Origin of the sequence: Cytobacillus sp. IB215316, from assembly GCF_033963865.1 — a bacterium.
Taxonomy (GTDB): Bacteria; Bacillota; Bacilli; order Bacillales; family SM2101; genus Nanhaiella; species Nanhaiella sioensis.
On the sequence record NZ_JAXBMC010000001.1, the window covers coordinates 799,021 to 825,403 of the forward strand.

At 34.8% G+C, this 26,383-nt stretch carries 29 protein-coding genes; 20 read left to right on the forward strand and 9 right to left on the reverse strand.

What is annotated here, in order from left to right:
• Positions 1-560: 560 nt before the first annotated feature.
• Genes pdhA through lpdA form a run of 4 tightly spaced genes read left to right on the forward strand, consistent with a single transcriptional unit; the run spans position 561 to position 5,410 of the window.
• Entirely contained in the window at positions 561-1,667 is a 1,107-nt protein-coding gene (gene pdhA / locus SLH48_RS03835; protein WP_214480003.1) for a pyruvate dehydrogenase (acetyl-transferring) E1 component subunit alpha, read from the forward strand.
• A 3-nt stretch (positions 1,668-1,670) separates the two neighbouring features.
• On the forward strand, positions 1,671-2,648 hold the full coding sequence (locus SLH48_RS03840) for an alpha-ketoacid dehydrogenase subunit beta (protein ID WP_214480002.1): 978 nt from the start codon (positions 1,671-1,673) through the stop codon (positions 2,646-2,648).
• A gap of 53 nt (positions 2,649-2,701) precedes the next feature.
• Entirely contained in the window at positions 2,702-3,997 is a 1,296-nt protein-coding gene (locus SLH48_RS03845) for a dihydrolipoamide acetyltransferase family protein (RefSeq protein ID WP_320257069.1), read from the forward strand.
• A 3-nt stretch (positions 3,998-4,000) separates the two neighbouring features.
• The gene (gene lpdA, locus SLH48_RS03850; RefSeq protein ID WP_320257070.1) at positions 4,001-5,410 is read left to right on the forward strand and encodes a dihydrolipoyl dehydrogenase; all 1,410 of its coding nucleotides are present in this window, start codon (positions 4,001-4,003) and stop codon (positions 5,408-5,410) included.
• A gap of 131 nt (positions 5,411-5,541) precedes the next feature.
• On the opposite strand, the gene SLH48_RS03855 is transcribed toward lpdA, so the two are convergent.
• Positions 5,542-5,916: a hypothetical protein gene (locus SLH48_RS03855; protein ID WP_320257071.1), complete on the reverse strand. Its 375-nt coding sequence runs from the start codon at positions 5,914-5,916 to the stop codon at positions 5,542-5,544.
• Between the two features lie 199 nt (positions 5,917-6,115).
• Here SLH48_RS03855 and SLH48_RS03860 point away from each other — a divergent pair, with 199 nt between their 5' ends.
• Positions 6,116-6,364, forward strand: a complete 249-nt coding sequence (locus SLH48_RS03860; RefSeq protein WP_214479998.1) for a hypothetical protein — start codon at positions 6,116-6,118, stop codon at positions 6,362-6,364.
• Here the strand turns inward: SLH48_RS03860 and SLH48_RS03865 are convergent.
• Positions 6,335-7,420, reverse strand: a complete 1,086-nt coding sequence (locus tag SLH48_RS03865) for an FUSC family protein (protein WP_320257072.1) — start codon at positions 7,418-7,420, stop codon at positions 6,335-6,337. The genes SLH48_RS03860 and SLH48_RS03865 overlap by 30 nt on opposite strands.
• Positions 7,421-7,929: 509 nt before the next feature.
• On the opposite strand from SLH48_RS03865, the gene SLH48_RS03870 reads away from it, so the two are divergent.
• Positions 7,930-8,799, forward strand: coding sequence for a polysaccharide deacetylase family protein (locus SLH48_RS03870; protein ID WP_320257073.1), 870 nt, complete (start codon positions 7,930-7,932; stop codon positions 8,797-8,799).
• Between the two features lie 183 nt (positions 8,800-8,982).
• Here the strand turns inward: SLH48_RS03870 and SLH48_RS03875 are convergent, their stop codons facing one another.
• Positions 8,983-9,411, reverse strand: a complete 429-nt coding sequence (locus tag SLH48_RS03875; protein ID WP_214479995.1) for a DUF1885 family protein — start codon at positions 9,409-9,411, stop codon at positions 8,983-8,985.
• Positions 9,412-9,571: 160 nt separating this feature from the next.
• Between SLH48_RS03875 and SLH48_RS03880 the strand changes: the two genes are divergently transcribed.
• The 3 genes from SLH48_RS03880 to SLH48_RS03890 all read left to right on the forward strand — a co-directional run bounded on the left by SLH48_RS03880 (position 9,572) and on the right by SLH48_RS03890 (position 11,507).
• Entirely contained in the window at positions 9,572-9,871 is a 300-nt protein-coding gene (locus tag SLH48_RS03880) for a DUF3055 domain-containing protein (RefSeq protein ID WP_214479994.1), read from the forward strand.
• 386 nt (positions 9,872-10,257) lie between these two features.
• Positions 10,258-10,377, forward strand: a complete 120-nt coding sequence (locus SLH48_RS03885) for a GapA-binding peptide SR1P (protein WP_320208552.1) — start codon at positions 10,258-10,260, stop codon at positions 10,375-10,377.
• A 350-nt stretch (positions 10,378-10,727) separates the two neighbouring features.
• Positions 10,728-11,507 carry an alpha/beta hydrolase gene (locus SLH48_RS03890; protein WP_320257159.1) on the forward strand — a complete coding sequence of 260 codons (780 nt, stop codon included), beginning with the start codon at positions 10,728-10,730 and terminating at the stop codon, positions 11,505-11,507.
• 353 nt (positions 11,508-11,860) lie between these two features.
• Here the strand turns inward: SLH48_RS03890 and SLH48_RS03895 are convergent, their stop codons facing one another.
• Entirely contained in the window at positions 11,861-13,333 is a 1,473-nt protein-coding gene (locus SLH48_RS03895) for an aminotransferase class I/II-fold pyridoxal phosphate-dependent enzyme (protein WP_320257074.1), read from the reverse strand.
• A gap of 857 nt (positions 13,334-14,190) precedes the next feature.
• On the opposite strand from SLH48_RS03895, the gene SLH48_RS03900 reads away from it, so the two are divergent.
• Together SLH48_RS03900 and SLH48_RS03905 are read left to right on the forward strand one after the other, a co-directional pair.
• Entirely contained in the window at positions 14,191-15,150 is a 960-nt protein-coding gene (locus SLH48_RS03900; RefSeq protein ID WP_320257075.1) for a nitronate monooxygenase family protein, read from the forward strand.
• A 37-nt stretch (positions 15,151-15,187) separates the two neighbouring features.
• Positions 15,188-15,460, forward strand: a complete 273-nt coding sequence (locus SLH48_RS03905; RefSeq protein ID WP_320257076.1) for a UPF0223 family protein — start codon at positions 15,188-15,190, stop codon at positions 15,458-15,460.
• Between the two features lie 192 nt (positions 15,461-15,652).
• On the opposite strand, the gene SLH48_RS03910 is transcribed toward SLH48_RS03905, so the two are convergent.
• Positions 15,653-16,300 carry a DUF1054 domain-containing protein gene (locus SLH48_RS03910; protein WP_320257077.1) on the reverse strand — a complete coding sequence of 216 codons (648 nt, stop codon included), beginning with the start codon at positions 16,298-16,300 and terminating at the stop codon, positions 15,653-15,655.
• 211 nt (positions 16,301-16,511) lie between these two features.
• Between SLH48_RS03910 and SLH48_RS03915 the strand changes: the two genes are divergently transcribed.
• On the forward strand, positions 16,512-16,706 hold the full coding sequence (locus SLH48_RS03915) for a hypothetical protein (RefSeq protein ID WP_214483192.1): 195 nt from the start codon (positions 16,512-16,514) through the stop codon (positions 16,704-16,706).
• 284 nt (positions 16,707-16,990) lie between these two features.
• Positions 16,991-17,791 carry an inositol monophosphatase family protein gene (locus SLH48_RS03920; RefSeq protein ID WP_214483193.1) on the forward strand — a complete coding sequence of 267 codons (801 nt, stop codon included), beginning with the start codon at positions 16,991-16,993 and terminating at the stop codon, positions 17,789-17,791.
• Positions 17,792-17,996: 205 nt separating this feature from the next.
• On the opposite strand, the gene SLH48_RS03925 is transcribed toward SLH48_RS03920, so the two are convergent.
• On the reverse strand, positions 17,997-18,182 hold the full coding sequence (locus SLH48_RS03925) for a YlaF family protein (RefSeq protein WP_320257078.1): 186 nt from the start codon (positions 18,180-18,182) through the stop codon (positions 17,997-17,999).
• A gap of 167 nt (positions 18,183-18,349) precedes the next feature.
• Here SLH48_RS03925 and typA point away from each other — a divergent pair, with 167 nt between their 5' ends.
• From typA to SLH48_RS03940, 3 genes are all read left to right on the forward strand, one after another.
• Positions 18,350-20,191: a translational GTPase TypA gene (gene typA, locus SLH48_RS03930; RefSeq protein ID WP_214483195.1), complete on the forward strand. Its 1,842-nt coding sequence runs from the start codon at positions 18,350-18,352 to the stop codon at positions 20,189-20,191.
• A gap of 251 nt (positions 20,192-20,442) precedes the next feature.
• Positions 20,443-20,760, forward strand: coding sequence for a YlaH-like family protein (locus SLH48_RS03935; protein ID WP_214483278.1), 318 nt, complete (start codon positions 20,443-20,445; stop codon positions 20,758-20,760).
• 11 nt (positions 20,761-20,771) lie between these two features.
• Positions 20,772-21,062: a hypothetical protein gene (locus SLH48_RS03940; protein WP_214483196.1), complete on the forward strand. Its 291-nt coding sequence runs from the start codon at positions 20,772-20,774 to the stop codon at positions 21,060-21,062.
• A gap of 151 nt (positions 21,063-21,213) precedes the next feature.
• On the opposite strand, the gene SLH48_RS03945 is transcribed toward SLH48_RS03940, so the two are convergent.
• Positions 21,214-21,414 (reverse strand): YlaI family protein, encoded by a 201-nt coding sequence (locus SLH48_RS03945; protein ID WP_214483197.1) that lies wholly within the window; start codon positions 21,412-21,414, stop codon positions 21,214-21,216.
• A 94-nt stretch (positions 21,415-21,508) separates the two neighbouring features.
• On the opposite strand from SLH48_RS03945, the gene SLH48_RS03950 reads away from it, so the two are divergent.
• Positions 21,509-21,961 carry a pyridoxamine 5'-phosphate oxidase family protein gene (locus SLH48_RS03950; RefSeq protein WP_320257079.1) on the forward strand — a complete coding sequence of 151 codons (453 nt, stop codon included), beginning with the start codon at positions 21,509-21,511 and terminating at the stop codon, positions 21,959-21,961.
• Between the two features lie 89 nt (positions 21,962-22,050).
• Here the strand turns inward: SLH48_RS03950 and SLH48_RS03955 are convergent, their stop codons facing one another.
• On the reverse strand, positions 22,051-22,650 hold the full coding sequence (locus SLH48_RS03955) for a YhcN/YlaJ family sporulation lipoprotein (RefSeq protein ID WP_320257080.1): 600 nt from the start codon (positions 22,648-22,650) through the stop codon (positions 22,051-22,053).
• A gap of 226 nt (positions 22,651-22,876) precedes the next feature.
• On the opposite strand from SLH48_RS03955, the gene SLH48_RS03960 reads away from it, so the two are divergent.
• On the forward strand, positions 22,877-24,205 hold the full coding sequence (locus SLH48_RS03960; RefSeq protein ID WP_214483200.1) for a PhoH family protein: 1,329 nt from the start codon (positions 22,877-22,879) through the stop codon (positions 24,203-24,205).
• A 193-nt stretch (positions 24,206-24,398) separates the two neighbouring features.
• On the opposite strand, the gene SLH48_RS03965 is transcribed toward SLH48_RS03960, so the two are convergent.
• Complete coding sequence (locus SLH48_RS03965) at positions 24,399-24,890, reverse strand: peptidyl-prolyl cis-trans isomerase (protein WP_320257081.1); 492 nt, start codon at positions 24,888-24,890, stop codon at positions 24,399-24,401.
• A gap of 136 nt (positions 24,891-25,026) precedes the next feature.
• Between SLH48_RS03965 and glsA the strand changes: the two genes are divergently transcribed.
• Together glsA and SLH48_RS03975 are read left to right on the forward strand one after the other, a co-directional pair.
• Entirely contained in the window at positions 25,027-25,956 is a 930-nt protein-coding gene (glsA, locus tag SLH48_RS03970) for a glutaminase A (protein ID WP_320257082.1), read from the forward strand.
• A gap of 96 nt (positions 25,957-26,052) precedes the next feature.
• On the forward strand, positions 26,053-26,334 hold the full coding sequence (locus SLH48_RS03975) for a YlaN family protein (RefSeq protein ID WP_320208568.1): 282 nt from the start codon (positions 26,053-26,055) through the stop codon (positions 26,332-26,334).
• The last annotated feature ends 49 nt before the right edge of the window (positions 26,335-26,383 follow it).

Genomic DNA, 26,383 nt, shown 5'->3' on the forward strand with positions numbered 1-26,383 from the left:
GGTTCATCGGCTTTAAAGTAGAAAAGATACCACGAAAGCAAGTTGTATACGTGCTTATTTCTAAGTAGGAAAAGCAACAATCAACACAAAAGCTTATTGAAAAGAAAAGATGCCACAACCGCTAGCTATATATATGTTTTTAACTTAAGTGCAAAAAACAACAATCAATCTAAAAACAGCCTATAGGGAAAATGAAATATATTATAACAGATGGGGTATTTGTAATATAACAGATTGTTTTTTTGAAGAGAAATATAAATGCGGTTAACAATACAATTAACTTGAAAAAACTATGAGCATAGAGATTGACGACTCCTGTTTTGATGGTGTAATATTTTTATGTAATAAAAATTGTATTAATCAATTACTTTGATATGAATGATACAGATTCTATTATCCATATAACCATAAGAAACTTATCTTATTATCTACCCTTAATATGGCTTGTTAAAGTCAAAATTGGATAATCTAATAAGTAAGCCAAAGGGTTCCAAGTTACCACTTATTGTGTAATTACCCTGAAAATAACTAATTGGAGAAGAAAGGAAGAGGTGAAGCAGATGGGAAAAACTACCCAAACTGACACTAAAGAACAACTTTCAAAAGTAGAAGAGCATTTTCAAACACTTCAAATTTTGAATGAAGAAGGCGAAGTTGTAAATGAAGACGCTATGCCTAAGCTATCAGATGACCAATTAAAAGAGTTAATGACAAGAATGGTTTATACACGTATCTTAGATCAACGTTGTATTAGTTTAAATCGTCAAGGTCGTCTAGGATTTTATGCTCCGACTGCAGGTCAAGAAGCTTCCCAGTTGGCTAGTCAGTTTGCTTTAGAAAAAGAAGATTTTATTTTACCTGGATATCGTGATGTGCCACAAATTGTATGGCATGGTTTACCATTATATCAAGCATTTTTATTTTCAAGAGGACATTTTCATGGAAATCAAATGCCTGAAGGAGTAAATGTGATTTCACCGCAAATTATTATCGGTGCACAAATTACTCAATGTGCTGGTGTAGCGCTTGGGATGAAAAAACGTGGTGAAAAAGCAGTAGCAGTTACTTATACAGGTGACGGTGGTGCGAGCCAAGGAGATTTTTATGAAGGTATGAATTTTGCAGGAGCATACAAAGCACCAGCTATTTTCATTGTTCAAAATAATCGATTTGCAATTTCTACGCCAGTGGAAAAACAATCTGCAGCAGGTACTGTTGCTCAGAAGGGTGTAGCGGCTGGAATACCTGGTATTCAAGTTGATGGGATGGACCCTTTAGCTGTTTATGCTGCAGTAAATGAAGCTCGTGAGCGTGCGGTAAACGGTGAAGGACCAACGTTGATCGAAACCTTAACATATCGCTATGGCCCTCACACAATGGCTGGAGACGATCCAACTCGTTATCGTTCTACAGAACTTGATGATGAGTGGGAAAAGAAAGATCCACTTGTACGCTTCCGTAAGTTCCTAGAAAGCAAAGGCTTATGGTCTGAAGAACAAGAAAATAATGTAATTGAAAAAGCAAAAGAAGATATAAAAGAAGCAATTAAAAAAGCTGACGAAGCACCTAAACAACAAGTATCAGATTTTATTAATAATATGTTCGAGGAATTACCATACAACTTACAAGAGCAATTGGAAATTTATCAAGAGAAGGAGTCGAAATAAGCGATGGCCCAAATGACATTGATTCAAGCAATCACCGATGCGTTACGTACAGAGTTGCGTAATGACCCTAATGTATTGCTATTTGGAGAAGACGTAGGATTAAACGGTGGGGTTTTCCGTGCTACTGAAGGATTACAAGCAGAATTTGGTGAAGATCGTGTATTTGATACACCTTTAGCTGAATCGGGTATTGGTGGCCTTGCAGTAGGTCTAGGTTTACAAGGTTTCAGACCTGTTCCTGAAATACAATTCTTCGGTTTTGTATATGAGGTTATGGATGCGATATCTGGACAAATGGCTAGAATGAGATATCGTTCTGGAGGACGTTATCATTCGCCAATTACAATACGCTCACCATTTGGTGGAGGAGTGCATACACCTGAGTTACATGCAGACAGCTTAGAAGGATTAATGGCTCAGCAACCAGGATTAAAGGTAGTCATCCCTTCAACTCCATATGACGCGAAAGGTTTATTGATTTCAGCTATCCGTGATAATGATCCAGTTATCTTTTTAGAGCATATGAAATTATATCGTTCATTTAGAGAAGAAGTACCTGAAGAAGAATACACAATTGAAATCGGTAAAGCGGATGTAAAGCGTGAAGGCAGCGACCTATCGATTATCACATATGGTGCAATGGTTCATGAATCTTTAAAAGCTGCAACAGAACTTGAGAAAGAAGGAATTTCAGCAGAAGTAATTGATTTACGTACAGTAAGTCCATTAGATATTCCTACAATTATTTCATCTGTTGAAAAAACTGGGCGTGCAATTGTTGTACAAGAAGCACAAAAACAAGCTGGTATAGCAGCGAATGTAGTAGCGGAAATTAATGATCGTGCTATATTAAGCCTAGAAGCACCAGTATTACGTGTAGCAGCTCCAGATACAGTATATTCGTTCTCTGCAGCTGAACCTATTTGGTTACCTAACTTTAAGGACGTTATTGAAACTGCGAAAAAAGTAATGAACTTTTAATTTAAAGTTCCCAAGATAATGACTTTATGCAAAAGGACTAGGAGGTCGACAACATGGCATTTGAATTTAAACTGCCTGATATCGGAGAAGGTATTCACGAAGGTGAAATTGTTAAATGGTTTGTAAATACAGGCGATGAAGTCAATGAAGATGACGTACTGTGTGAAGTACAAAACGATAAAGCTGTAGTTGAAATTCCTTCACCTGTTAAAGGAAAAGTGTTAGAAGTTCTTGTTGAAGAAGGAACGGTTGCTGTTGTAGGTGACACTCTCATTAAATTTGATGCACCAGGATATGAAGGCTTAACATTTAAAGGTCAAGAAGAGGAAGAAAAAGAACCTGAGCAAGTAGAGAGTGTGGAAGAGGTAACTGCAGCAGTTCAAGCGGATATCCCTGAAGTAGATGAAAATCGTCGCGTAATTGCAATGCCGTCAGTTCGTAAATATGCACGAGAAAAAGGCATAGACATACGTCAAGTAGCTGGTACTGGAAATAACGGGCGTGTACTTAAACAAGATATCGATACGTTTGTAGCTGGTGGAGCTGTACAAGAAACGGAAACAGTAGAGATCGTTGAAGAAATCTCAGCTGTACAAACACCTGTTAAGGAAGAAAAACCTGCTAAGCAACCAATCCCAGCTGGTGAATACCCTGAAACAAGAGAAAAAATTAGCGGTATCCGTAAAGCAATTGCAAAAGCGATGGTGAATTCTAAACATACTGCACCTCATGTAACGTTAATGGATGAAATTGATGTTACTAAGCTTGTTGCACATCGTAAAAAGTTCAAGAGTGTTGCAGCTGACAAAGGTATTAAACTTACATTTTTACCTTATGTCGTTAAAGCTTTAACATCAGCTTTGCGAGAGTTCCCTGTATTAAACACATCAATGGATGATGCAACAGATGAAATCGTTCAAAAGCATTATTACAATATTGGTATTGCAGCTGATACAGAAAAGGGACTACTTGTTCCAGTAGTAAAAAATGCTGATAGCAAATCTGTATTTTCAATTTCTAATGAAATTAATGAATTAGCTACAAAGGCTCGTGATGGTAAACTTGCACCTCAAGAAATGAAAGACGCTTCATGTACGATAACTAATATCGGATCAGCTGGTGGTCAATGGTTTACACCAGTAATCAATCATCCTGAGGTCGCAATTCTTGGTATCGGTCGTATTCAAGAAAAACCAGTTGTGCAAGATGGTGAAATTGTAGTTGCACCTGTATTAGCATTATCATTAAGCTTCGATCATAGAATGATTGATGGTGCTACTGCTCAATATGCTTTAAATCATATCAAACGTTTATTAAACGATCCTGAATTATTATTAATGGAGGGGTAATCGATGGTAGTAGGAGATTTTCCAATTGAAACAGACACTCTTGTCGTAGGAGCTGGCCCTGGTGGTTATGTAGCAGCAATTAGAGCAGCACAACTAGGGCAAAAAGTAACGATTGTTGAGAAATCTAATCTAGGTGGAGTATGTTTAAACGTTGGTTGTATTCCATCTAAAGCTTTAATAAGTGCAGGGCATCGTTATGAAACTGCATTACATTCTGAAGATATGGGAATTAAAGCTGAGAATGTTACTGTTGACTTCTCAAAAGTACAGGCTTGGAAAGCTGGAATAGTTAAAAAACAAATCGGTGGAGTAGGGACTTTATTAAAAAGTAACAAAGTCGACATCGTTAGTGGAGAAGCTTATTTTGTTGATGCAAATACAGTCCGTGTGATGGATGAAAATTCTGCACAAACGTATAAGTTTAAACATGCAATCATTGCTACGGGTTCACGTCCAATTGAATTACCGACTTTTAAATATAGTAAACGTGTTATTGATTCTACTGGAGCTTTAGCATTGGAAGAAATTCCAAAGTCATTAGTCGTTATCGGTGGAGGATACATCGGTACAGAGCTTGGTACAGCTTATGCTAACTTTGGTACGGATGTAACAATATTAGAAGGTGCGGATGAGATTTTATCTGGCTTTGAAAAGCAAATGAGCAGCATTGTAAAGCGTAAACTTAAGAAAAAAGGCGTTGAAATCTTTACAAATGCTTTAGCACAAGGTGTAGAAGAACGTGAAGATGGGGTTACCGTTACTTTTGAAGCAAAAGGTGAAACAAAAACCATTGATGCTGATTACGTGTTAGTAACAGTAGGTCGCCGTCCAAATACCGAGGAGTTAGGTCTTGAACAAGTTGGTGTTGAATTAACTGACCGTGGTGTAATTAAAATTGATAAGCAATGTCGTACATCTGTCGACAATATCTTCGCCATCGGTGATATCGTCGAAGGACCACCGCTTGCACATAAGGCTTCCTATGAAGGGAAAATAGCTGCTGAGGTCATTTCAAACCATCCGTCTGAAATAGACTATCATGGAATTCCAGCAGTTGTATTTTCAGACCCTGAGCTAGCATCAGTTGGTTACTCAGAAAAAGAGGCGAAAGAGAATGGGCTAGATATTGTAGCTGCTAAATTTCCTTTTGGTGCAAACGGAAGAGCGCAGGCGCTTAATGCAGCTGAAGGTTTCCTAAAGCTCATTACGAGAAAAGAAGATGGCTTAGTGATTGGTGCTCAAATTGCTGGTCCAAATGCATCTGATATGATTGCCGAGCTTGGTTTAGCAATTGAAGCAGGAATGACTGCTGAAGATATTGCTATGACAATCCATGCACATCCAACATTAGGAGAAATTACGATGGAAGCTGCAGAGGTTGCCATCGGAAGTCCAATTCACATTTTGAAATAAATTTAAGAATGCTTACGTTACTGATAAACATGTTAGTGATATAACTAAAAAAGATGTCACTGTATAACCTAGGTAACGTAAATATATGTAATAAAAAAAGGCTGTCATGAATATATAATGACAGTCTTTTTTTATTCTTTATTGCCTTCTAAAGCCTCTTTTATCGGATTCATAATCTCATCCTTACTTATATGACCTTCTACTTGTGCAATAATTTCGTTATCGTACATCATCACTAGTGCTGGATATTGGTTAATATTAATATTTATATTAAGTTCTTCTGTTTGTGATGAAATAATGACCATATTTGAAATTTCATGTGGAAATTCTTTTTTCAATTCGAGTAAAGCATCGTAGTAATTTATTTCATTTTGCACATTGTTTTCATCTGAGAAAAACATCAACTGTAGATCATCTTTATTTTTTGGGATGCTAGAAGTGTCATTCTGTTGGCAAGATGCAATGAAAATGAATGACAGTAAAAAAAATGTAGAAAGACGCTTCATTATTTGTTCACTTCTTTCAGTCAAAATGAGTGAATGTCTCTTTTGTGATTTGAATCGAAATACTTATAACATGTAGTACTATTTTAGCATGTGAGAGTCTGGGAATAGACTATGTCATCTATTTGTTACAAAAATGAAAAATAGATGTTGCTTGTCTTGCATAAGTATTAAAAAGAGGTTAAGAGAAGGGGAATAATATATGAAGACTTTAACTGTTTTTATGGTCCAATTTATAATATGGAGTGCATACAGTATTATAGAATGGTTGTCTCAGCATGATGGTCGCGTGTCAAAGTCAATATTACTAGCAATATTAATTTATTTTGCATATATAATCGCACAAAAAGCAATGCAGTCAAAAAAGAGAGGTGTAATAATTACGATCATTAGCCTCCCTTTATATTTTTTATGTCGTGAGCTATTCTGGGCTTTTGTTGCTATTTATTGACGTATATTCTTTATCTCGCTTTGATTGATTTCTAGTCAGGTGCTCAATTTCTTCTAACACATCATGTATAGACAATAGTTCAAACAACAACACTGTTTCTTTTGGAAAATGATGATAGTATTTTGTGTGTGTTTCCCCTATTTGTTCTTTACATTTTCTGAAATTTTCATCAAGATCTTTAATTAAGTCGTAATGATCATCAGAAATACGGTGCTTAGGATCCTTCAATATAGTATTTATAGATATAAATGCTTGGTGAAGTTTTTCTTTATCTATATTAGTTATAATACTATAATTTGACAAATGTTGTAAATTTCCGATGTGAAATAGTATTTGTTGCAGCAATGTTAATTTTTTATGTTCAATTTGAAAATCTCTCATTTCTTTCGTAGTATGCCTATGGAACTTCCACTCAGCACGTTGATAGTGACATAGTTGTAAAGTTTTTTCGTAGCTTTTAGTTATAGCTTGAAATTGTTGAACAGTTTGTGTCTTTTTGGTGTTTGTAAGGCCCAAAATATCATGACCAATTACTTCAATTGTTTGAGCTGTCTCTATAAACAGCTTATCAATTGATTTATGTATAATAGGAGAGAATTTTGGCGGTAATATGATCAAGTTTACTAACGTAGATACGAACAATCCAATGGATGTTGTTAGTAGTCTTGTAAAAAAAGCAAGTATAAAATTATCACCTGTCACTGGGATCATCGCAACAGCTGTTAAGGTTGCTACTAAGATGCCATCATCCAGTTTTAATCGATGGCATAATAAAATCGTACTTGTTGCTGCAAGGGCATAGGAAAGAGGATCTTCACCAATAAAAGCCGTAAAAGTTAATGAAAATGCTGCTCCAATAGCTGAAGCTGGGAAGCGAACAACACCTTTTTTAATGGATTCTGCAGCTGTTGGCTCAATTGTAACAATAGCTGTTATAACGGCAAAAATAGCTGGAAGGCTAAGTAGCTCGCATATATAAGCGGTAATAAAAACAGCGAGTCCCGTCTTAAAGACACGTCCCCCAAATATTTTAAATTTATTTACAAATCTTTTCATTTCTTCAAACTCCGTCTCATAGTTTACCTTACTTTGTTAAATTTTTGCTGTTGTCACCACTAAGTTTATACGCGAATATAACTAGTTTCATAGCATGTTTGCTACTTCTAATAAAACCTTTCTTGTTGTATTTATGTAGTAGAAATAGCTATGTATTTTTTACATAATTTGTTATTTTTATAATAAGGGCTAAATACGTTTATGACTAACGTTTGGGGTAACTTTTTTCTCTAAAGGCTATAAACATTATTTCATTCATATCAGTTACACAACTATATGTGAAAAAAAGCAAAATATTTTACCAAAAGAGCCTTTTTTATGTCATCATTACAGTTGGGATAAATTGATGAGATACTTGTCAAGTTTACTTGAAAGACCTCACTGGATGTTATCATTAATATTATAATATCAATGGTAAGAAATAAGGTAATCATTTTTATTTTTTTAGGAAAAAAAATATAACTATATTATAATTAATGAGTATTTTTAATAAATGGAGGATTATACGAATGAAAATCATCACAATTGCAATTTTATCGATCCTAGCTGCTTACATAACTGGCTGTAGCCAAGGTGATGTTACTAAGGAAACTGTCGCAATCGACAATGAAGAAGTAAACATCGAGGAGATGACGGAAGTAGAAGATAGTAATTCAACAAACATAAACACTACAACGAAATCTAGTGTGGAAGAGCAATTTAATAACACTGAGGAATTGGAGATAGTAGAATTAGAGCCCCAATATATAATAAACCCGAATCATTGGGGAGTTGAACCAATTGGTGACGCTAATGAAAATGTATTATTATTAACAATTGATGATGCCCCAAATAAATTCAGCTTGCAGATGGCTCATACTTTACAGTCCTTGAATGTAAAAGCGATCTTTTTTGTGAATGGACATTTTATTGATAGTGAAGAAGAACAAGAGGTATTGAAGCAAATATATGAACTCGGCTTTCCGATAGGCAATCATACATGGTCTCATAATAATTTAAGTGAATTATCTGAAGTTGAACAATATGAAGAAATTGTAAAATTAAATGATGCAATAGAAGAAATAACTGGAAATAGGCCCCAATTTTTTCGAGCTCCATACGGGGTAAATACTGAATACTCAAAACAACTAGTTGCTGAAGAAAATATGGTGTTAATGAATTGGTCATATGGATACGACTTTGACAAAAAATACATGACTGGAGAGTCAATTTTAGATATTATGGTAAATACGCCACTCCTTCGTAACGGTGCGAATTTATTGATGCATGATCGTGAATGGACAAACGATGCGTTAAAGGAAATTGTTATTCAGCTACAAAAGAACGGTTATGACATGGTTGACCCAGCGTTAATCAAAATCAATCCACATACAGATTAAGTTGACTGTTAAGTCACCTTAATTAATCATTATTGACATAATGTTCTTTCGGTTGTAGCTAAGCTCGTATTTTGATAAACTTAACTCTATAGGTAATTAGGTGGGTGGATCCACCTGATTACCTATAAATCTAGCTTACCTAATAAATTCATTTATATTTAGATGTAAATGAGCATGGATATATTAATAATAATAGATCGTTCTGCCGTTAAATAGGTGCAATTCACCAGAAACCTTTTTAGCTAAAAATTTACAAAATTCATTAGCTTTGCCCTTGTCTCCATGTGTGGATTGCTTTAACAAACTTACTTGTATATATTGTTGTTGGCGTACCTCTTTAGAATCCATGTCTTCAATGCTTTCGTTACCTATACCAACAATGATTGATTTATATTGTTTATGTTCAGACTGTAAGTGGAATAAATCATTGTTGCCATCATTAATCTTTGTTATCCTGTAAGGAAAAGCTGAATCATCATATTTCCAGTCAAGCTGCTTACCTGTTTTGTTAGTGATCTCTTTATAATATTCAAACAGGTCTTCTACATCATCTAATGTAATATCATGTTTCTTAGATTTTGGCACTAGTTTTATGTATGCGTTGTTTGCCATTCTCTTCACTCCCAATTCTGAATATGCACGTTCGATTACATTCTAGCATTCTCATTGAGATGTTGACAACTTCTTGAACAATTAATCCATGAACTTGTCAAAGGTTAAGAATTGATTTATAATAATATTCTGAATATTATTTTGCTGAAGGAGGTTGTTTATGAACCTATTTGAAAAATTATACGATGAGCAAGAGACGGTTAAGGTACGTTTTGTGGGTTTTACAACAACAGAAACGAGATATGATTTTGGTATCATTTATACAAGTATGTTTTTTGGAAAACCGTTAGTCGTATGTATGCAAACTGGGCGTTCAACCCTTCTAGATCCTAAAGATGTTGAGGATCATGATCATTTACACCATGTCTTCCGCCTAGACTCTAAAGATGAAGCAGCAGACCTCGCTGAATTCTTCAAAGTAAACTTACCTGTATCTCCATTCCAATCCCAATATGAATAGTGCTCATTTAAAAGATGACTTTAATGTCATCTTTTTTTCTTAATGTTATGGCTGTTTTCGCATTGACAGTTGCTTTACGTTCTATCATGTAAGATCGTAAGCATGTAGCGTTCCTTGCATCTTTTCTACTTTATTAAAATCTCTTATATAAACCCTTATTTTAGTCCAATATTAGTCAAAATAGCCCCAAATTTACGTTAGGGGTCCATATTATATAACAGATATTAAAAGTTATAATTATTTTTATGTGACATACTAATTGTGCTTGACTAAATATATGTGACATATTATTATTAAGTTAAATAAAAGATAACGCTTTCAAAAAATCAATTTTGTGCAGTTGTCGAGGTCGTTTGAGTGGTCATAAAACGAAAGGGGTTTGATGAATGGGAACAATCGTATGTCAGTCGTGTAACAGTACAATTGACCATTATGAGGATGAAAAAGTTACGATACTGTATGGAAAAAGTACTGAGTGTTGTTGCGAAGATCACAAAGAGAACTAAAAAACAAGCATGTTCGGTTTTTGGAGAGAAAACATTAAAAAACAGCGTTATTGGGGACACAATTCACATATGAATTGGTGTCTCCTTTTTATTGTTATATAATAGGTATGCAGAATTTTGATACGATCTTTACATAAGTTAGATTACTAAATATAAATTTCTATTAAAGTGATATCATTTTCTAAGGTAGTTCGCTTAATGCTAAGCGAACTTACTTTTTGAAAGGAACTAGAATTTTTATGTTAATATAAATTTATAAATTGTGAAATGATTTGCTTATACTATGGGCAGCCTGTTTCTTTAATTACAAAAAACAGTAGGAGAAACTAGCATAAAGAGAGGTGGATTTTCTGGATTTACAATATCAAGAGTATGGGGATAAGAATGCTTCATTAATGGTATTTTTGCACGGTGGTGGAGTAAGCAGTTGGATGTGGAAAAAACAAGTTCAATACTTCAGTCATTATCATTGCATTACAATAGATTTACCAGAACAAGGGGAAAGTAATTATACAGAAAGCTTTTCAATTCAATTAAGTGCGGAAAAAATAAATGACTTAATAGAAAAATTAGCAAACGGTAAAAAAGTAATTGTTATTGGTTTCTCATTAGGTGCACAAGTAACTATACAAATGTTGAGCATGAATCCGAATTTGATAAATTATGCGGTCATAAATAGCGCATTAGTAAGACCTAATTCATTTGTTAGAAAAATGATTAGACCGTCTATAAAATTAACTTTTCCATTAGTTAAAAATAAATCTTTTTCAAAACTTCAAGCGAAAACACTGTACGTTGGTAAAGAATACTTTGAAACATATTACAAGGAAAGTTCTGAAATGAAATTAGATACACTTATTAGAATACTAGAAGAAAATATGTCATTTGAAATTCCTAATAATTTTTATAAAGCAACGGGAAAAATATTAGTTTCTGTCGGTGAAAAGGAAAAAACAGTAATGAAAAAATCAGCAGCAGATATAGTTTCAAATAATACAAATTGTAAAGGGATCATTATACCTAACGTCGGTCACGGAATATCCTTGTGGAATCCTAAATTCTTTAATCAAATGATTGAAAAGTGGATACAGGAAGATGCTTTGCCACAAGGTACTATAACAATAAAGTAACAAATGTTTGTTGTGCTAACGTGAGCTTTAGTACAATCAGAATGGTAAAAATAATACATTAAAAAGAGGCTGGGACAAAACCCAATATAAAATGAAGAAACCGCACGAAATCAAATTTATAAACCTTGATTTCATGCGGTTTTATTTTTGTGTAATGTATAATAATCAGTTAGTTTTCAACTTATGTCCCAGCCTCTTTTATTTGCTATTTCATATGGTTAATTTACTTTAAAAAAATTGATAGTTAGGTTGTAATATGGATTCGTTTTAGTATTTTTCTCCCTATCAACCGAACCCATTATTTTGTATATGCTTGTTTGTATAGTTCATTTGCTAGTATTTCTTGCCTCAGTTTAGCGTATAGCTTTATGCTCTTTTATGACTCTTAGTGAATGTAGATGATTATCTTCAGGCCCTTGAACAGGTAAGCCTGCCTCTAGGTTTTTTATTACGTACTTAAGGTTATCGTTTGTTATTATTTCCCCAGGAATGAAAATTGGAATTCCTGGAGGATACACCATAATAAATTCAGCGCTAATTCTTCCAGCAGACTCCTCAAAAGGAACAATTTCAGTTTCTGCATAAAAAGCATCTCGAGGGGATAGCGCTAATAATGGTATATCGGGTAACAACACCGTAGTTGGCATTGTTGATTTTGCTTGATGGTAAAATTCATCTGCTAAATGGCGTAATGCTCGCAACAATATTTCTGTATCATCTTCAGTATCCCCAGGAGTGATAATACATAAAATATTGTATAGGTCAGATAATTCAACCTCGATATTGTAATGTTTTCTTAGCCAAACTTCAACGTCATGTCCAGTAATACCTAAATTTTTCACAGAAATTATTAATTTGGTAGGGTCATAGTCAAATGTCGCTTTTGTACCGACAATTTCATGTCCGACACAATATAAATGCTGTATCTTATTTATGGACGTTCTGGTTTTTTCTGCAAGTGCGATGGACTTTTCTATTAATCCATGTCCTTCAGTAGCCAACTGTTTCCTAGCGACATCCAAAGAAGCTAGCAATAAATAAGATGTTGACGTAGTTGTAAGCATGCTTAAAATAGCTTGAACACGGTTCACCGAAACGAGTCCGGATTTTATATTCAGTATAGAACTTTGAGTCATTGATCCCCCAAGCTTATGAACACTCGTTGCTGCCATATCTGCTCCAGCTTGCATTGCGGATAAGGGTAACTTTTCATGAAAATGAATATGAACTCCATGAGCTTCATCAACTAATACTGGCACTTTGTGTTCATGAGCCACTTCAACGATACCTTGTAAATCTGCAGCCACTCCAAAATATGTGGGATTAATTACAAAGACACCTTTAGCATCTGGGTGCTGTTCCAATGCTTTTGACACAGCATCTACGGTTATACCGTGAGAGATACCCAAATTCTTATCAATTTCAGGGTGTATAAATATCGGTATAGCTCCTGAAAACACAATTGCTGACATAACTGATTTATGAACATTACGTGGCACTATGATTTTGTCTCCTGGTCCACATACCGACATTATCATAGCCATAATTGCTCCACTAGTACCTTGAACAGAAAAAAATGTGTAATCTGCGTGAAAAGCTTCAGCAGCCAATTGTTGAGCCTGCTTAATCATTCCACTTGGCTGATGTAAATCGTCAAGTGGTTCAATATTAATTAAGTCAATGGAAAACGCATTATCACCTATAAATGAGCGAAACTCTGGTTCAATACCTTTTCCTTTTTTGTGTCCAGGAATATGAAATTGATGAGGATTTTTTTTAGAATGATCTACTAAACCAGTAAATAATGGTGTTTTATTTTGGGACAAATTTATATGGCACCTCTTTTGATAAGCTATTTTCGCATGGAATGTTGTTGTTCGTACTAATATATATAAACATGTACAACTACAGGTCGTGGCACTCTTATAGACTATTATGAATTGAGTTGTTCTGTTTTATAAAAAGATTAGCAACAAGTTTTACGAAAAGAGCCTTTAATGATAAGTTATTAGTTTTTACATAAAACACAAGAATTATATCACTTTATGAAAGGGTTGCATAGTACTAACAGTCATTAGAAATTTAAAGGTACTTGTTTAACCATCTGAACAAAAAATTTAATGTTAATAGTCCTGTTTTAGTAATGGTATAGTACACATACACTGTTATTTTTCTTGATAGAACACAAAGGCAAAAAAAGTGCTTTGGCTTGTTTATAATTAAGTAGGCTGTTTTCGTATCAAATGTTGCTTTTCGTAATAGCAATTCAACACGAAAATTACTAACGTTCGTGGCATCTTTTCTGCTGTGTAACGGTGACTAGCAATGTAAAGCCACTTTTTATGATGCTAATTTGATAACAATATAACAAAGTGCACGAAAAGAGCCCTACTTAAGGCTTTTTCGTATCAAATGTTGCTTTTCGTAATAGCAATTCAACACGAAATTACTAACGTTCGTGGCATCTTTTCTGCTGTGTAACGGTGACTAGCAATGTAAAGTCACTTTTTATGATGCTAATTTGATAACAAAACAACAAAGTGTACGAAAAGAGCCCTAACTTTGTTTTTTAATGAATTCACTTTTCTAATATAATATTATTGCGTAGTTATGCTATGTTAAAGGATTTTGCCCTATAAAAAGCGAAATAATTATGGTACAGGGATTTATAGGAGGTGTTCATTTGAATTGGGATACAAAGATAACAAAACTATTAGGAATTAAATATCCCATTATTCAAGGGGGGTTAGCTTATTTAGCTTATGCTGACTTAGCAGCTGCTGTAAGTAATGCTGGTGGGTTAGGCCAGATTACAGCGATGTCATTACAAACTCCTGAAGAGTTAAAGAAAGAGATAGATAAGGTTAGAGAACGAACAGATAAACCATTCGGAGTTAATTTTGCCATTGGTCAACACGGAAGAAGTTATTCACATATGCTTGATGTGGCAATAAACGAAAAAGTACCTGTTATTTCAATGACTGGTGGAAATCCAACACCAATATTTGAACAACTAAAAGGTGTAGATGTCAAAAAACTTGTTCTTGTAGCAGCTCGAAGGCAGGCAATTAAAGCGGAGCAATTAGGTGCAGATGCCGTTATGGTAGTTGGACAAGAGGGTGGAGGGCATTTAGGGAAAAATGATACAGGAACGATCGTTTTAATTCCACAAGTAGTTAACGCTGTGTCTATACCAGTTATTGCCTCGGGTGGAATAGGCGATGGTCGGGGATTAATGGCTGCGCTTAGTTTAGGTGCAGAAGGAATAGAGATGGGTACAAGATTTATTGCTACGCAAGAATGTATTCATGCTAATCAAGTATATAAGCAGGCTCTCATAGAAGGAACAGAGGATGGAACAACAGTGATAAAACGATCCATAGGGGCGCCAGCACGAGCTATTTCAAACAATTGGACAAAAAAAATTGTTGAGCTTGAGCGCGCAAATGGTGACTACGATCAATTAAAGGATTTTATAAGTGGGTCCGCAAATAAACGTTATATATATGAAGGGAACACCGAAGAAGGTTTTGCATGGGCTGGTCAAGTGATGGGTCTAATAAACGATTCTCCCACAGTAAGTGAACTTTTTGATCGTATTATTAATGAAGCAGAACAAATTCGAAAAACATGGGGAAACTAATATAGGCTAACTTGATTAACATTAAGGGGGAATACCATTGGATTATCAATATCCAATATCTTATGATTGGAACACGAATGAAATTGTTGATGTAATAAGGTTTTTCGAGACAATCGAACATGCCTATGAAAAAGGCATTGTAAAAGAAACGCTTATGGAAGCGTATCGAGTATTTAAAAAAGTTGTACCGAGTAAAGCTGAAGAAAAAAAATTATGTAAAGAATTTGAAGAAATCAGTGGGTACTCCTCATACCATACCGTTAAAAAGGCGAAAGAAGCTATTACAAATGATGCCATTATTAAAATGTAAGGCTCTCTCTTGTTGTTAATATTTTTGTTTATTGGAACAACTAGGAAAGTTATAAAAAATTATCACCTTTTCTGTAAATATTGCCTGGCCCTATAAATACTTTGCTATGGGGCCAAGCATCTACAGTTGTGTTTGGCAAAAAGCCGAAGCTAAAAGTTCACAAGCACACTTCAAACTCTTATTATATCTTCATTATTTTGAAAGAACGGTGGATGATGACGTTGCTAATTCATACAACGGCATAAGCGTTTTAAAAGTGGTATCAATGATGTTAAGTAACTGTTTGTCATTCATATTTATCACATCATCTTTGTCAATATGAACTCCGCATAATATTTCTGCCTTTTTGATCGTTTGTAGCCTGTTAAACATATGTAGTATTTGCTCATCAGCTAAATTTTCTTGAGCTGTGGCAGTAGGTTTTGTATGATCTGTTGACCAGACAAAGTTGTTAGGAATTTGCTTTTTAAGCTCACGATATTGTTCTTCAAGTATTATTCCTAAGTTCTCCTTGTATGGGTACTCATAGATAACTGCAAATATGATAAATAAATGACTCCCCCACAGGCCAACCTGGAAGTGTGGTAGCATTTTATATCCTCTTGCATTACTTGAAAAAGCTACCCAAGTATCATTAGGTGGGTTTTTAGTTCGACGAGCATGTTTGGCCACATGAAAAAACATCTCATTCCCAGTTAGCGTTGTAAGAGAAGGGACAAAATGGGTGCCAATAAATTCAAATTTTGGTCTAATTAATTGCTTTATCGCTGTCATTCGATCATCTAATTCAGGAATCATAAAAGTATCAAAATCATCTGCTGAAAAGCCTTGAAAATTCATAATTACACTCCTTAAAAAATATCTTCATTCGAGAATTTATAACAAATCTTATTTTACCATAAATCTTGTATACAAATTCTATCTAACATAATGGGTCTACACACATTTTTGTTCCATAGACATCTAGCTCAACATAAAGATATAACAACAAATTCAAATATAGTCATTCTGAAGTGGGTACTAACAGTAAAAACCGAGGGGGTGCATTTACTTGAAACAAGTAATGAAATCTTTGAAGCGTAGTGATAGTGAACAGCGATTAGCGGTTTTGCGGTTGGAATTAGATTATGAGTTGTCGACACTTTATGAAGCCATTGTGGAAAAAAATGTACCTAAAAAAAATGAGTGTTTAAAGCGATTAGAACAAATACGAGAAGAATTATTGTCGTTAGGATGGTTTAAATAAAGGCTCTGTTGTTAAATTCAGTTGTTATCTTTTGACCAAATAAGTAGAATGTTAAACGGCTTCCCTTGTTTAAAGAATAATAGGGGCTAAGTTTACACGCTTTAGCCGAGTTCATTCTTAGCTGGAGTAGCTACAATCAAGTAAAAAACAGCCATAGAAAAACACCAATTAGTATAACTGTTGGTGTTTTTCTTGTACAGTTTAAGTAAAGCTTGAATGAAGCTTGTGTTTTCTGTATGCTGAATTGTAAAAGTTATACTAATGAAATAGGGAGGCAGCTCTTAATGAGTAACAATTGGGACGAGATAGATCAAACCGCTAAGAAGTGGATCAAAGAAGCTGGTATTGTTATACGCAATTCGTTTACGAAACAAGTAGGTATACATACAAAATCAAATCCTAATGATTTAGTGACTGATATTGATCGAGAAATAGAGCAATTTTTTATTAAAAAAATTAACAGTAAATACGCTACTCATTATGTGTTAGGTGAAGAAGGATTTGGTAATGAAGTTAAAACATTGAATGGTACTGTTTGGATTATTGATCCTATTGACGGGACGATTAATTTCGTGCATCAGCAAAGAAATTTTTGCATCTCAATAGGCATTTATGAAAATGGCGTAGGTATGATCGGTCTTATTTATGATGTTGTTAGTGATGAGCTTTTTCATGCAAGAAAAGGTCATGGTGCATATATAAATAACATCTTGTTATCACCGTTGAAAGACACGCCAATCCATGAAGCAATCATTGGAATCAATGCTACTTGGGTAACAGAAAATTGGCGCATTGATCATGCTATTCTATCTCCGATCGTAAAAGACGCAAGAGGGACGCGTTCTTATGGATCTGCTGCGCTAGAAATGGCTTATGTTGCTGCTGGAAGGTTAGATGGATACATTACAATGAGGTTGTCACCTTGGGACTTCGCTGCAGGTGTTGTAATATTAAGTGAGGTAGGTGGAGTTGTAACAACAGTAAAAGGAGAAGAAATTTCATTTCTAGAAGAGAATAGTATATTTGCAAGTAGTATCAACTTACATAACAGAATTTTGCAAAAGTATAAACTGAATGAGGGTTAAATCTACATTACGTGAATGAGTCCTGTCCAATGGTCTTATTAATACGATTGCAAATAATTAGTTGTTAATTGAACGTTCACATATTCAATCATATAGCCTCAACTCCATTCCACCCGTTCCGTTACTAGTCGTTTGGGTGGAATGGACTCTAATTTCGGTTTGTTTAAAGCTTGTCAAAACCGATAGTAGGAGCATAAGTCTTCCGTTATAACCTTCCTTGTTCACGCATTTTCTTCTTTGTCACGAATCCAAACCCCATTGCTAAAACAAAACTAATACTTGCTGTAATAATACCAATAATATTTTGTTCAGCAATAAATATTCCGACAGACATGATGCAAATAGTTGCGAGAATAGCGAATAATAACATAGTGAGGTTGAGTTTTTTCATATTCGTTAAAAAACCCCCAATTAAAAGTCTCAAATTGAGCTTAAATAATACTTACACCTTTAGTGTACAGAAAAATATCCATCTTTTCTACTATGAATGTGATATAATAGCCTAGTTGGTTTTTTGTCAAGGTAAAATATGAACATCAAATTTAGGAGTTGAAGACGTTGACTATTCGTCAAGATATACGAAATATAGCGATTATTGCCCATGTTGATCATGGAAAAACGACGCTCGTTGATAAATTATTACAACAAGCAGGTACTTTCCGAGTAAATGAACAAGTTGAAGACCGTGCCATGGATTCAAATGATTTGGAGCGCGAGCGTGGTATAACTATTTTAGCTAAAAATACTGCGATTAATTATAATGATTGTCGAATAAATATATTAGATACACCAGGTCACGCTGATTTTGGTGGAGAAGTTGAACGTATTATGAAAATGGTTGACGGTGTGTTACTCGTTGTAGATGCTTACGAAGGGTGTATGCCACAGACTCGATTCGTTTTGAAAAAAGCACTTGAGCAGAATTTAACACCAATTGTTGTTGTTAATAAAATAGATAGAGATTTCGCACGACCAGAAGAGGTTGTTGACGAAGTAATTGATTTATTCATTGAGCTTGGAGCAAATGAAGAACAGCTTGATTTTCCAGTGGTATATGCTTCAGCGATTAATGGTACTGCAAGTACAAACCCTGAAAAACAAGATGAAGATATGAAGGCATTATTCGAAGGAATTCTTAAATACATTCCTGCCCCAATTGATAATAGTGATGAACCACTTCAATTTCAAGTGGCATTATTAGACTATAATGACTATGTAGGACGTATAGGTATCGGTAGAGTATTTAGAGGTACTATGCAAGTTGGTCAACAAGTATCTCTTATGAAACTTGATGGATCTGTGAAGCAGTTTCGTGTGACAAAGATGTTCGGTTTTTCGGGATTGAAGCGCATTGAGATTAATGAAGCAAAAGCTGGAGACCTTGTTGCAGTGTCTGGAATGGAGGACATCAATGTAGGTGAAACAGTTTGTCCGTTTGATCATGAAGAGGCGTTACCGGTGTTACGAATTGATGAGCCGACATTACAGATGACATTTCTTGTGAACAATAGTCCTTTTGCAGGAAGAGAAGGTAAGTTTGTAACAGCTAGGAAAATAGAAGAACGATTGCTTGCTGAGTTGCAAACAGATGTAAGTCTCCGTGTAGAAAATACTGAATCACCAGATGCATGGATTATTTCTGGTAGAGGTGAGCTACACTTATCAATTTTAATTGAAAATATGCGTCGAGAAGGATATGAAATACAAGTGTCGAAACCAGAAGTTATCGTAAGGGAAATCGACGGTGTAAGATGTGAACCAGTAGAGCGTGTACAGATTGATGTCCCAGATGAACATACTGGATCGATTATCGAGTCAATTGGCGCTCGTAAAGGTGAAATGCTCGATATGATTAATAATGGGAATGGTCAAGTAAGGTTAGTTTTCATGGTACCAGCTAGAGGTTTAATAGGTTATACTACTGAGTTTCTTTCTCTTACTAGAGGATTTGGGATTCTTAACCATTCATTTGATAGCTATCAACCAATGCAGCAAGGACAAGTCGGTGGAAGACGTCAAGGTGTTCTCGTTTCAATGGAAAAAGGCAAAGCATCATCATACGGTATAATGGGGGTAGAAGATCGCGGCACAATCTTCGTAGAGCCAGGTACAGAAGTATATGAAGGTATGATTGTTGGTGAGCATAACCGTGAGAATGACCTTGTTGTGAATATATGTAAACAAAAACAGATGACTAACGTACGTTCAGCAACAAAGGATCAAACAACAACGATGAAAAAACCACGTATCATGTCACTTGAACAATCTTTAGAGTATTTAAATGATGATGAGTATTGTGAAATCACACCTGAATCTATTCGTTTGCGTAAGAAGCTTTTAAATAAAAATGAGCGAGAGAAAATAGCGAAGAAAAAGAAATATGCTGAAATGAACAGCTAAATATTTAACATGTTATTCGTTTTTCAATATAGTATGAAATTGGTCTTGTGGCTGGTATAATTGCATTATAAATTGTATCAGTCACTTGGCTTATGTTATGCAATTTTATAGTATGGCTTAATTCCTTGACCCACAAAGTAATTGCCTCCTTAGTCTAAAGAGAAAACGTATGTTTAAACTAAGTGATTCTATTCTTGATGGGGAGGGTGGCGATATTGCTTTCTTAATGTAAGGAGGGATTTGAAATGGAAATTGATGTTTCTTCAAGGCTGTCATTTTTTGCCTCATTATATCAAGTAGACGACAATCCAGAATTGGGCATGTGGCTATTATACATAACGATTTTTGCATTAAGTATTGTTGTATATAAGCTGGGCTTTGCTAAAAAACTTCCTTTGTTAAAAAATATTGTGATTTATGCTTTTTTAGCATTAGGTTGTACAGTGTTAACTTTTTTCGGGGCATTTTTACCAATGGCAGAAGGATTGTTTTTTGCAGCGGTTATTTTAATTATATATAAAATTAGATTAAATCAAGCAAAAAAGCACAAAGCAAATACTAATTCCTAGGATGTGCAATCATGAAATCATTACAAGATGCCTTGTATAATTGGTTAAGTATAAAAGTCGTTGCAGATTCGAGAAAAAATGATTCTGCTGCTCAAGATACATACGCACTTTTTACAAATATATTAGTGGATGAACATGGACTGTCAAATATTTCTGTTACTAAAGATGAAATCATGTACTATATAAGTTACTCACAAAATGGAAGTGATTTCAAAAATCGATTTCCTATAGAGTTAATTCACGTCATGTTAGATCAAATTGAACTAGAACCTGAGAAGTATATTAATTATCCTAATGAATAAAGCAAAGGTGGCTCATTATTTATGAGTCACCTTTGCTTTATTTAGAGCTGAATGCTGCTCCTTTTGTATAGCAAAGGATGATCAGTTTTAGGTCCTTTCACTCTTTATTGAATTGACTCCCTATTCAGTTCTACTTTTTCAAGCTTTTTTTCTACCACTCGTCCTCTGTTTTTTTGTCACGGTATAGGTGAAAATTTCCAGTAGCAAGCCTCATATTTGTTTTTTCTTCTATGCGTACATAACATGGGTCACACATATATGTATGAATGGGTCTGTTTCTCAGGCGCTTTGCCTGCATCGAATCATCATCAATTGTATTTATCTGGTCACAAAGTACACATTTCACTTTCATTAAAGCACCTCATTAAATAATAATAATTTATTATAGTTTTATCTTACCACAAAAAAAGGTAAGATTATTGTATATATAACTTTGGAGGTGTTTTATGGCAAATCAAGTTGAACCAAAGCTAATTGAACCTTTGTTTTTGGCATTACAGAAGGAACGTTTCGTGACTATTGCGACAGTAGATCATGAAAGTGGAGGCCCTATTGTAAGCGCTATTTCATGGGTTTTTGCTCCTGATGAACAACGCATTTATTTTGCGGTAGATAATAGGTCAAGAATGTTGGAAAATATGAGCCAAAATTCACTCGTTGTTATGAATGTTATTGCCAACGAATCAACGTATGCTATTACAGGGCATGCTTCTGTTAAGGAAAATAAAATAGAAGGTATACCACTAAAGCTTGCACGAGTAGAAATAAAAATTTCTGAAGTTCGGGATGTTATGTTTTATGGTTCAAAAATTACTAAGGAACCTAAGTATGAAAAAACCTATGATGAAAAAGCAGCTGCGAAACTAGATAAACAAGTAATGGATGCTTTGAAAAAGTAGGACTAACTTAACTTAGAATGCAATGTACGGAAGCGAAGTAGACAGGGGAGGGAACACTCGGCCGCCCCCTGCTTTTTTGCTTAATTTGTTTAGCCTTGTTGTTCTTCAGACTCCTCTATTTGTTCCTTTTCTAGCTCCTGTTTGTCTTTGTCGTTAAGTTCTCTATTTGGTTTTTTTGTTGGATCTATTTTTCTATTTGTTTCGATAAGGTCGTTGGGAACTTCAGGCATGACTCTATTAACGATTGCAGATAGTTCATCCATAATTCCTTTAATAGGGTGGCCATTCCTTATATCTGTTGCCATTTGTTTTAACCTAACATTCGTATCTGGATCCGCTATCACAATGGCGTTTGCACCGTAAGGGTCTTTTTTTAAGCTTTCAGCGACTGAATACTTAATCGTACTAACCTTGGACCTATCCAATTGTGAATTGACATCGATTCCTACGACAGCAAAGTCACCTAATACAATAGCTGTTGCATCATTAACATTAGGTATGCTACTAGCTAAATCCACTAAATGTTTAGCCGCTTCCTGCCCATTTTTTATTTCCTTCGTTTCGTTTGTTGTATTTTTAACATTTATCATTTCAGGTGAATTCTTATTATCATTTGTTTGTTGATTTATGGTACAGCCTATTAATGTGAATAATGCGATAACAATAGTTATGAGTAATTTTCTTGTCATCGTTATCACTCCTTAGTTTTGAATTTGAATAGCTTATATATTCTTTGTGATAAACAATTTGATTTTATTGTTTATTTAACCTTCTATCTTTATACGTCCAGACATATATTTTATCAAGCCGTCTAATAGTTTAACACGATATTGAAGGTACTCTTTGAACACATACGATAAGAGGTTCTGATGTATCTGATAGAACTGAATTATATCCATACAGGGAGGCGGAGGGTTGGATAAGATCTACGTGTTAGATACAAATGTTTTACTTCAAGACCCACATTCAATTTTTACATTTGGAAATAATGAAGTTGTCATCCCAGCTGTTGTTTTAGAAGAAGTTGATTCAAAAAAACGCTATATGGATGAAGTTGGTAGAAATGCAAGACAAGTATCTAAGTTAGTGGATAGCTTTCGGTTAAGTGGAAAACTTCATGAAAAGATTTCATTAGAGAATGGTGGTGTTCTTAGAATTGAATTGAATCACCGTTCTTTTCAGCAACTACAAGATATTTTCGTAGAAAAAACAAATGATAATCGTATATTGGCAGTTGCCAAAAATTTATCAATCGAGGAACAAAACAAAGAAAATGGCAGGTCAGTCATCCTAGTTAGCAAAGATGCTTTAGTTAGAGTAAAAGCGGATGTGTTGGGATTAAATGCGGAAGACTTTTTAAGTGATAGAGTAGTTGATATTGGTCATATTTACTCAGGTTTTACTGATTTATTTGCAAGTACCGAGGATTTTCAACAGTTTTATAATAAAGGCGATCTAACATTAGCTGAAAATAGTAGTAACCAATTATACCCAAACCAATTTATTATTATGAAGGACTCATCTGGTGGTTCAGCATCTGCAGTTGGGATGATCAATGAGAAAGAGCAAAAAATTAGTAAATTGGTCTTTTTACAAGAACATGTCTGGGGGATTAAGCCTCGAAACGTCCAGCAGATGATGGCTTTAGAATTATTGCTAAGAGAAGATATATCACTCGTTACATTAATTGGTAAAGCGGGGACAGGTAAGACGTTACTTACGTTAGCAGCGGGACTTTTACAAACAGAGGATTTATGTATATATAAAAAATTATTAGTTGCAAGGCCCATTGTACCTGTTGGTAAAGATATTGGTTTTCTACCTGGGGAAAAGCAAGAAAAACTGCGACCGTGGATGCAACCCATCTTTGATAATTTAGAATACTTATTTAATACAAAGAAACCAGGTGAATTAGATGCGATCCTTGCTGGGCTAGGATCAATTGAAGTGGAAGCACTAACTTATATACGTGGAAGAAGTATACCAGAACAGTTCATCATTATTGATGAAGCTCAAAATTTAACGAAGCATGAAATTAAAACAATTTTAACAAGAGTAGGAGAAGGAAGTAAGATAGTGCTCATGGGTGATCCTGAGCAAATAGATCATCCTTATTTGGATGAATACAATAATGGCTTAACTTATGTCGTAGAAAAGTTTAAAAATGAAAGAATTGCAGGGCATGTGAAACTCATAAAAGGAGAACGTTCCAAAATAGCGCAATTAGCAGCTGATATATTATGAAGGAGCACCATCTTATTAAGATGGTGCTCCAGTTGTTTTTAGCGATCATTTAACCACTTTTTCTTTTGTGTTAGGTGCATTTTTACATGCTACCTTGTTGAAGATATATATGATTGTCATCGTTGCACAACAGGAAAAATGCTACGGACTCAATGTAAGACCTTGCGCTTCTCAATAAATGTAGGAGACAGTCTTATTTAACAATGAACTTTCTTATATGTGTGATCGGCCTTTCCTTGTTAGACCCAGCAAAATATATATGTATTGGCCCATTATCTTTTAAAGGCTCTCCGTTGTTGGAAAAAGCTAAAATAGCATCTGCAGCTTGTGAGAGTGAGATTGTAATGGTTTCTGTGTGAGTAACTATATCTAATGCTGTAGCATTTTGTAGCGGCTGTGCATTTTCTAAAAAATGTTTAAGTAAAATACCGAATGAACCAGTTAAAACTTTTTCCTTCTCAAATTTTTTTTCCGTTTGTAATGTAGGTGGTGAAATCGCCCCTTCGCGGATTTCACGTTCCCATTGCTTTGAAACATTTGTTACATTACCTTCAGACTTATCTGCCTCTTTATTTGAAGAAAAGAACGATTTTAAATTAATTCGTCTGTCATCAAATATCCATACTGCGGGATCAAGTGTGATGTTATATGCTACATTGCCTTCTATCATTACAATTGATGTCACTAGAATCAACCTTTCTACTTATTTCATTAGCAAAAGTATAGCGTGTTTTTAAATAATTGTCATTAGTACATCATGAAACGTTAAGACCTGGACAAGATAAATATACACTAACAGTGAGAAACTAAGGAGAGATATTATGGCTTGTAAATCCGCTAGTGAATTAGAGCGAACTGTTAATGCAGCTAGAGAATGTATACAGTATGGTAATGTGGCAGCATACATACCCGCATTAGCTAAAGCTAATAAAGAAGATTTAGCTATAGCTCTATATTATCCTGATGGTACGTGCAATTCTGCTGGAGATGTGAATAAAAGGTTTACTTTGCAAAGTATATCAAAGGTAATTAGTTTAGCATTAGCACTAATGGAGCATGGAGAAAAATATGTTTTTTCTAAAGTGGGGATGGAGCCAACTGGTGACCCCTTTCATTCAATTGCTAAGCTAGAAACAACAGTTCCTTCCAAGCCTTTAAATCCAATGATAAATGCAGGTGCTTTAGCCGTAACAAACATGATAAGCGGTAACACAGCAAGTGAACAAATTAATAATTTTACATCATTTGTCCGTAAACTTACAGGTGGTGATCATATCTCCTATTCGTCTGAGGTTGCGGATTCAGAGTTTCATACAGCATATCTAAATCGGTCTTTAGGTTACTATATGAAAGAACATGGGATTATAAATGGAGATATTGAACGGCTATTGGATGTATACACGAAACAATGTGCAATAAATATTAATTGTATTGAATTAGCGAAAATAGCATTAGTTTTTGCGTTTGATGGTACCAATCCATGCACAGGAGAGAGAATCATTCCTGCACAAATAGCGAGAATATGTAAAACTTTTATGGTTACATGTGGAATGTATAATGCATCTGGAGAGTTTGCAATTAAAATCGGCTTACCTGCAAAGAGTGGCGTTTCTGGAGGGATTCTTGCAGTGTTACCGAATAAATTTGGAATTGGTATCTATGGACCATCTTTAGATGATAAAGGTAATAGCATTGCTGGACTAAAGATGCTTGAAATACTTTCCACAACATTCAAGTTAAGTATATTTTAGTATTGAAAAATCGCTTTTTTCTTGCTTTTTTCCTTTTTTCACGGTAATATTTATAGATAGGATTGGGGTAGTCGCTCGTGAACGGAGGGATTAATTTTGACGGCTGAAATTGCAACAAATGAACGTGAAAAAGCATACAGTCTCTTAAAAGCTGATGCTGCAAAAATACTGAAGTTAATAAAAGTTCAAATGGATAACTTAACGATGCCGCAGTGTCCATTATATGAAGAAGTACTAGATACGCAAATGTTTGGCTTATCTAGAGAAATAGATTTTGCAGTAAGGTTAAGGCTTATAGAAGAACAACAGGGTAAAGAGTTACTGGATCAATTAGAGAAGGAGCTTTCTTCCCTACATGAAGCATCGACGAAAAAATAATATGCATTAACTCAAACTATGAAGATGGTTTGAGTTTTTTTATAAACAT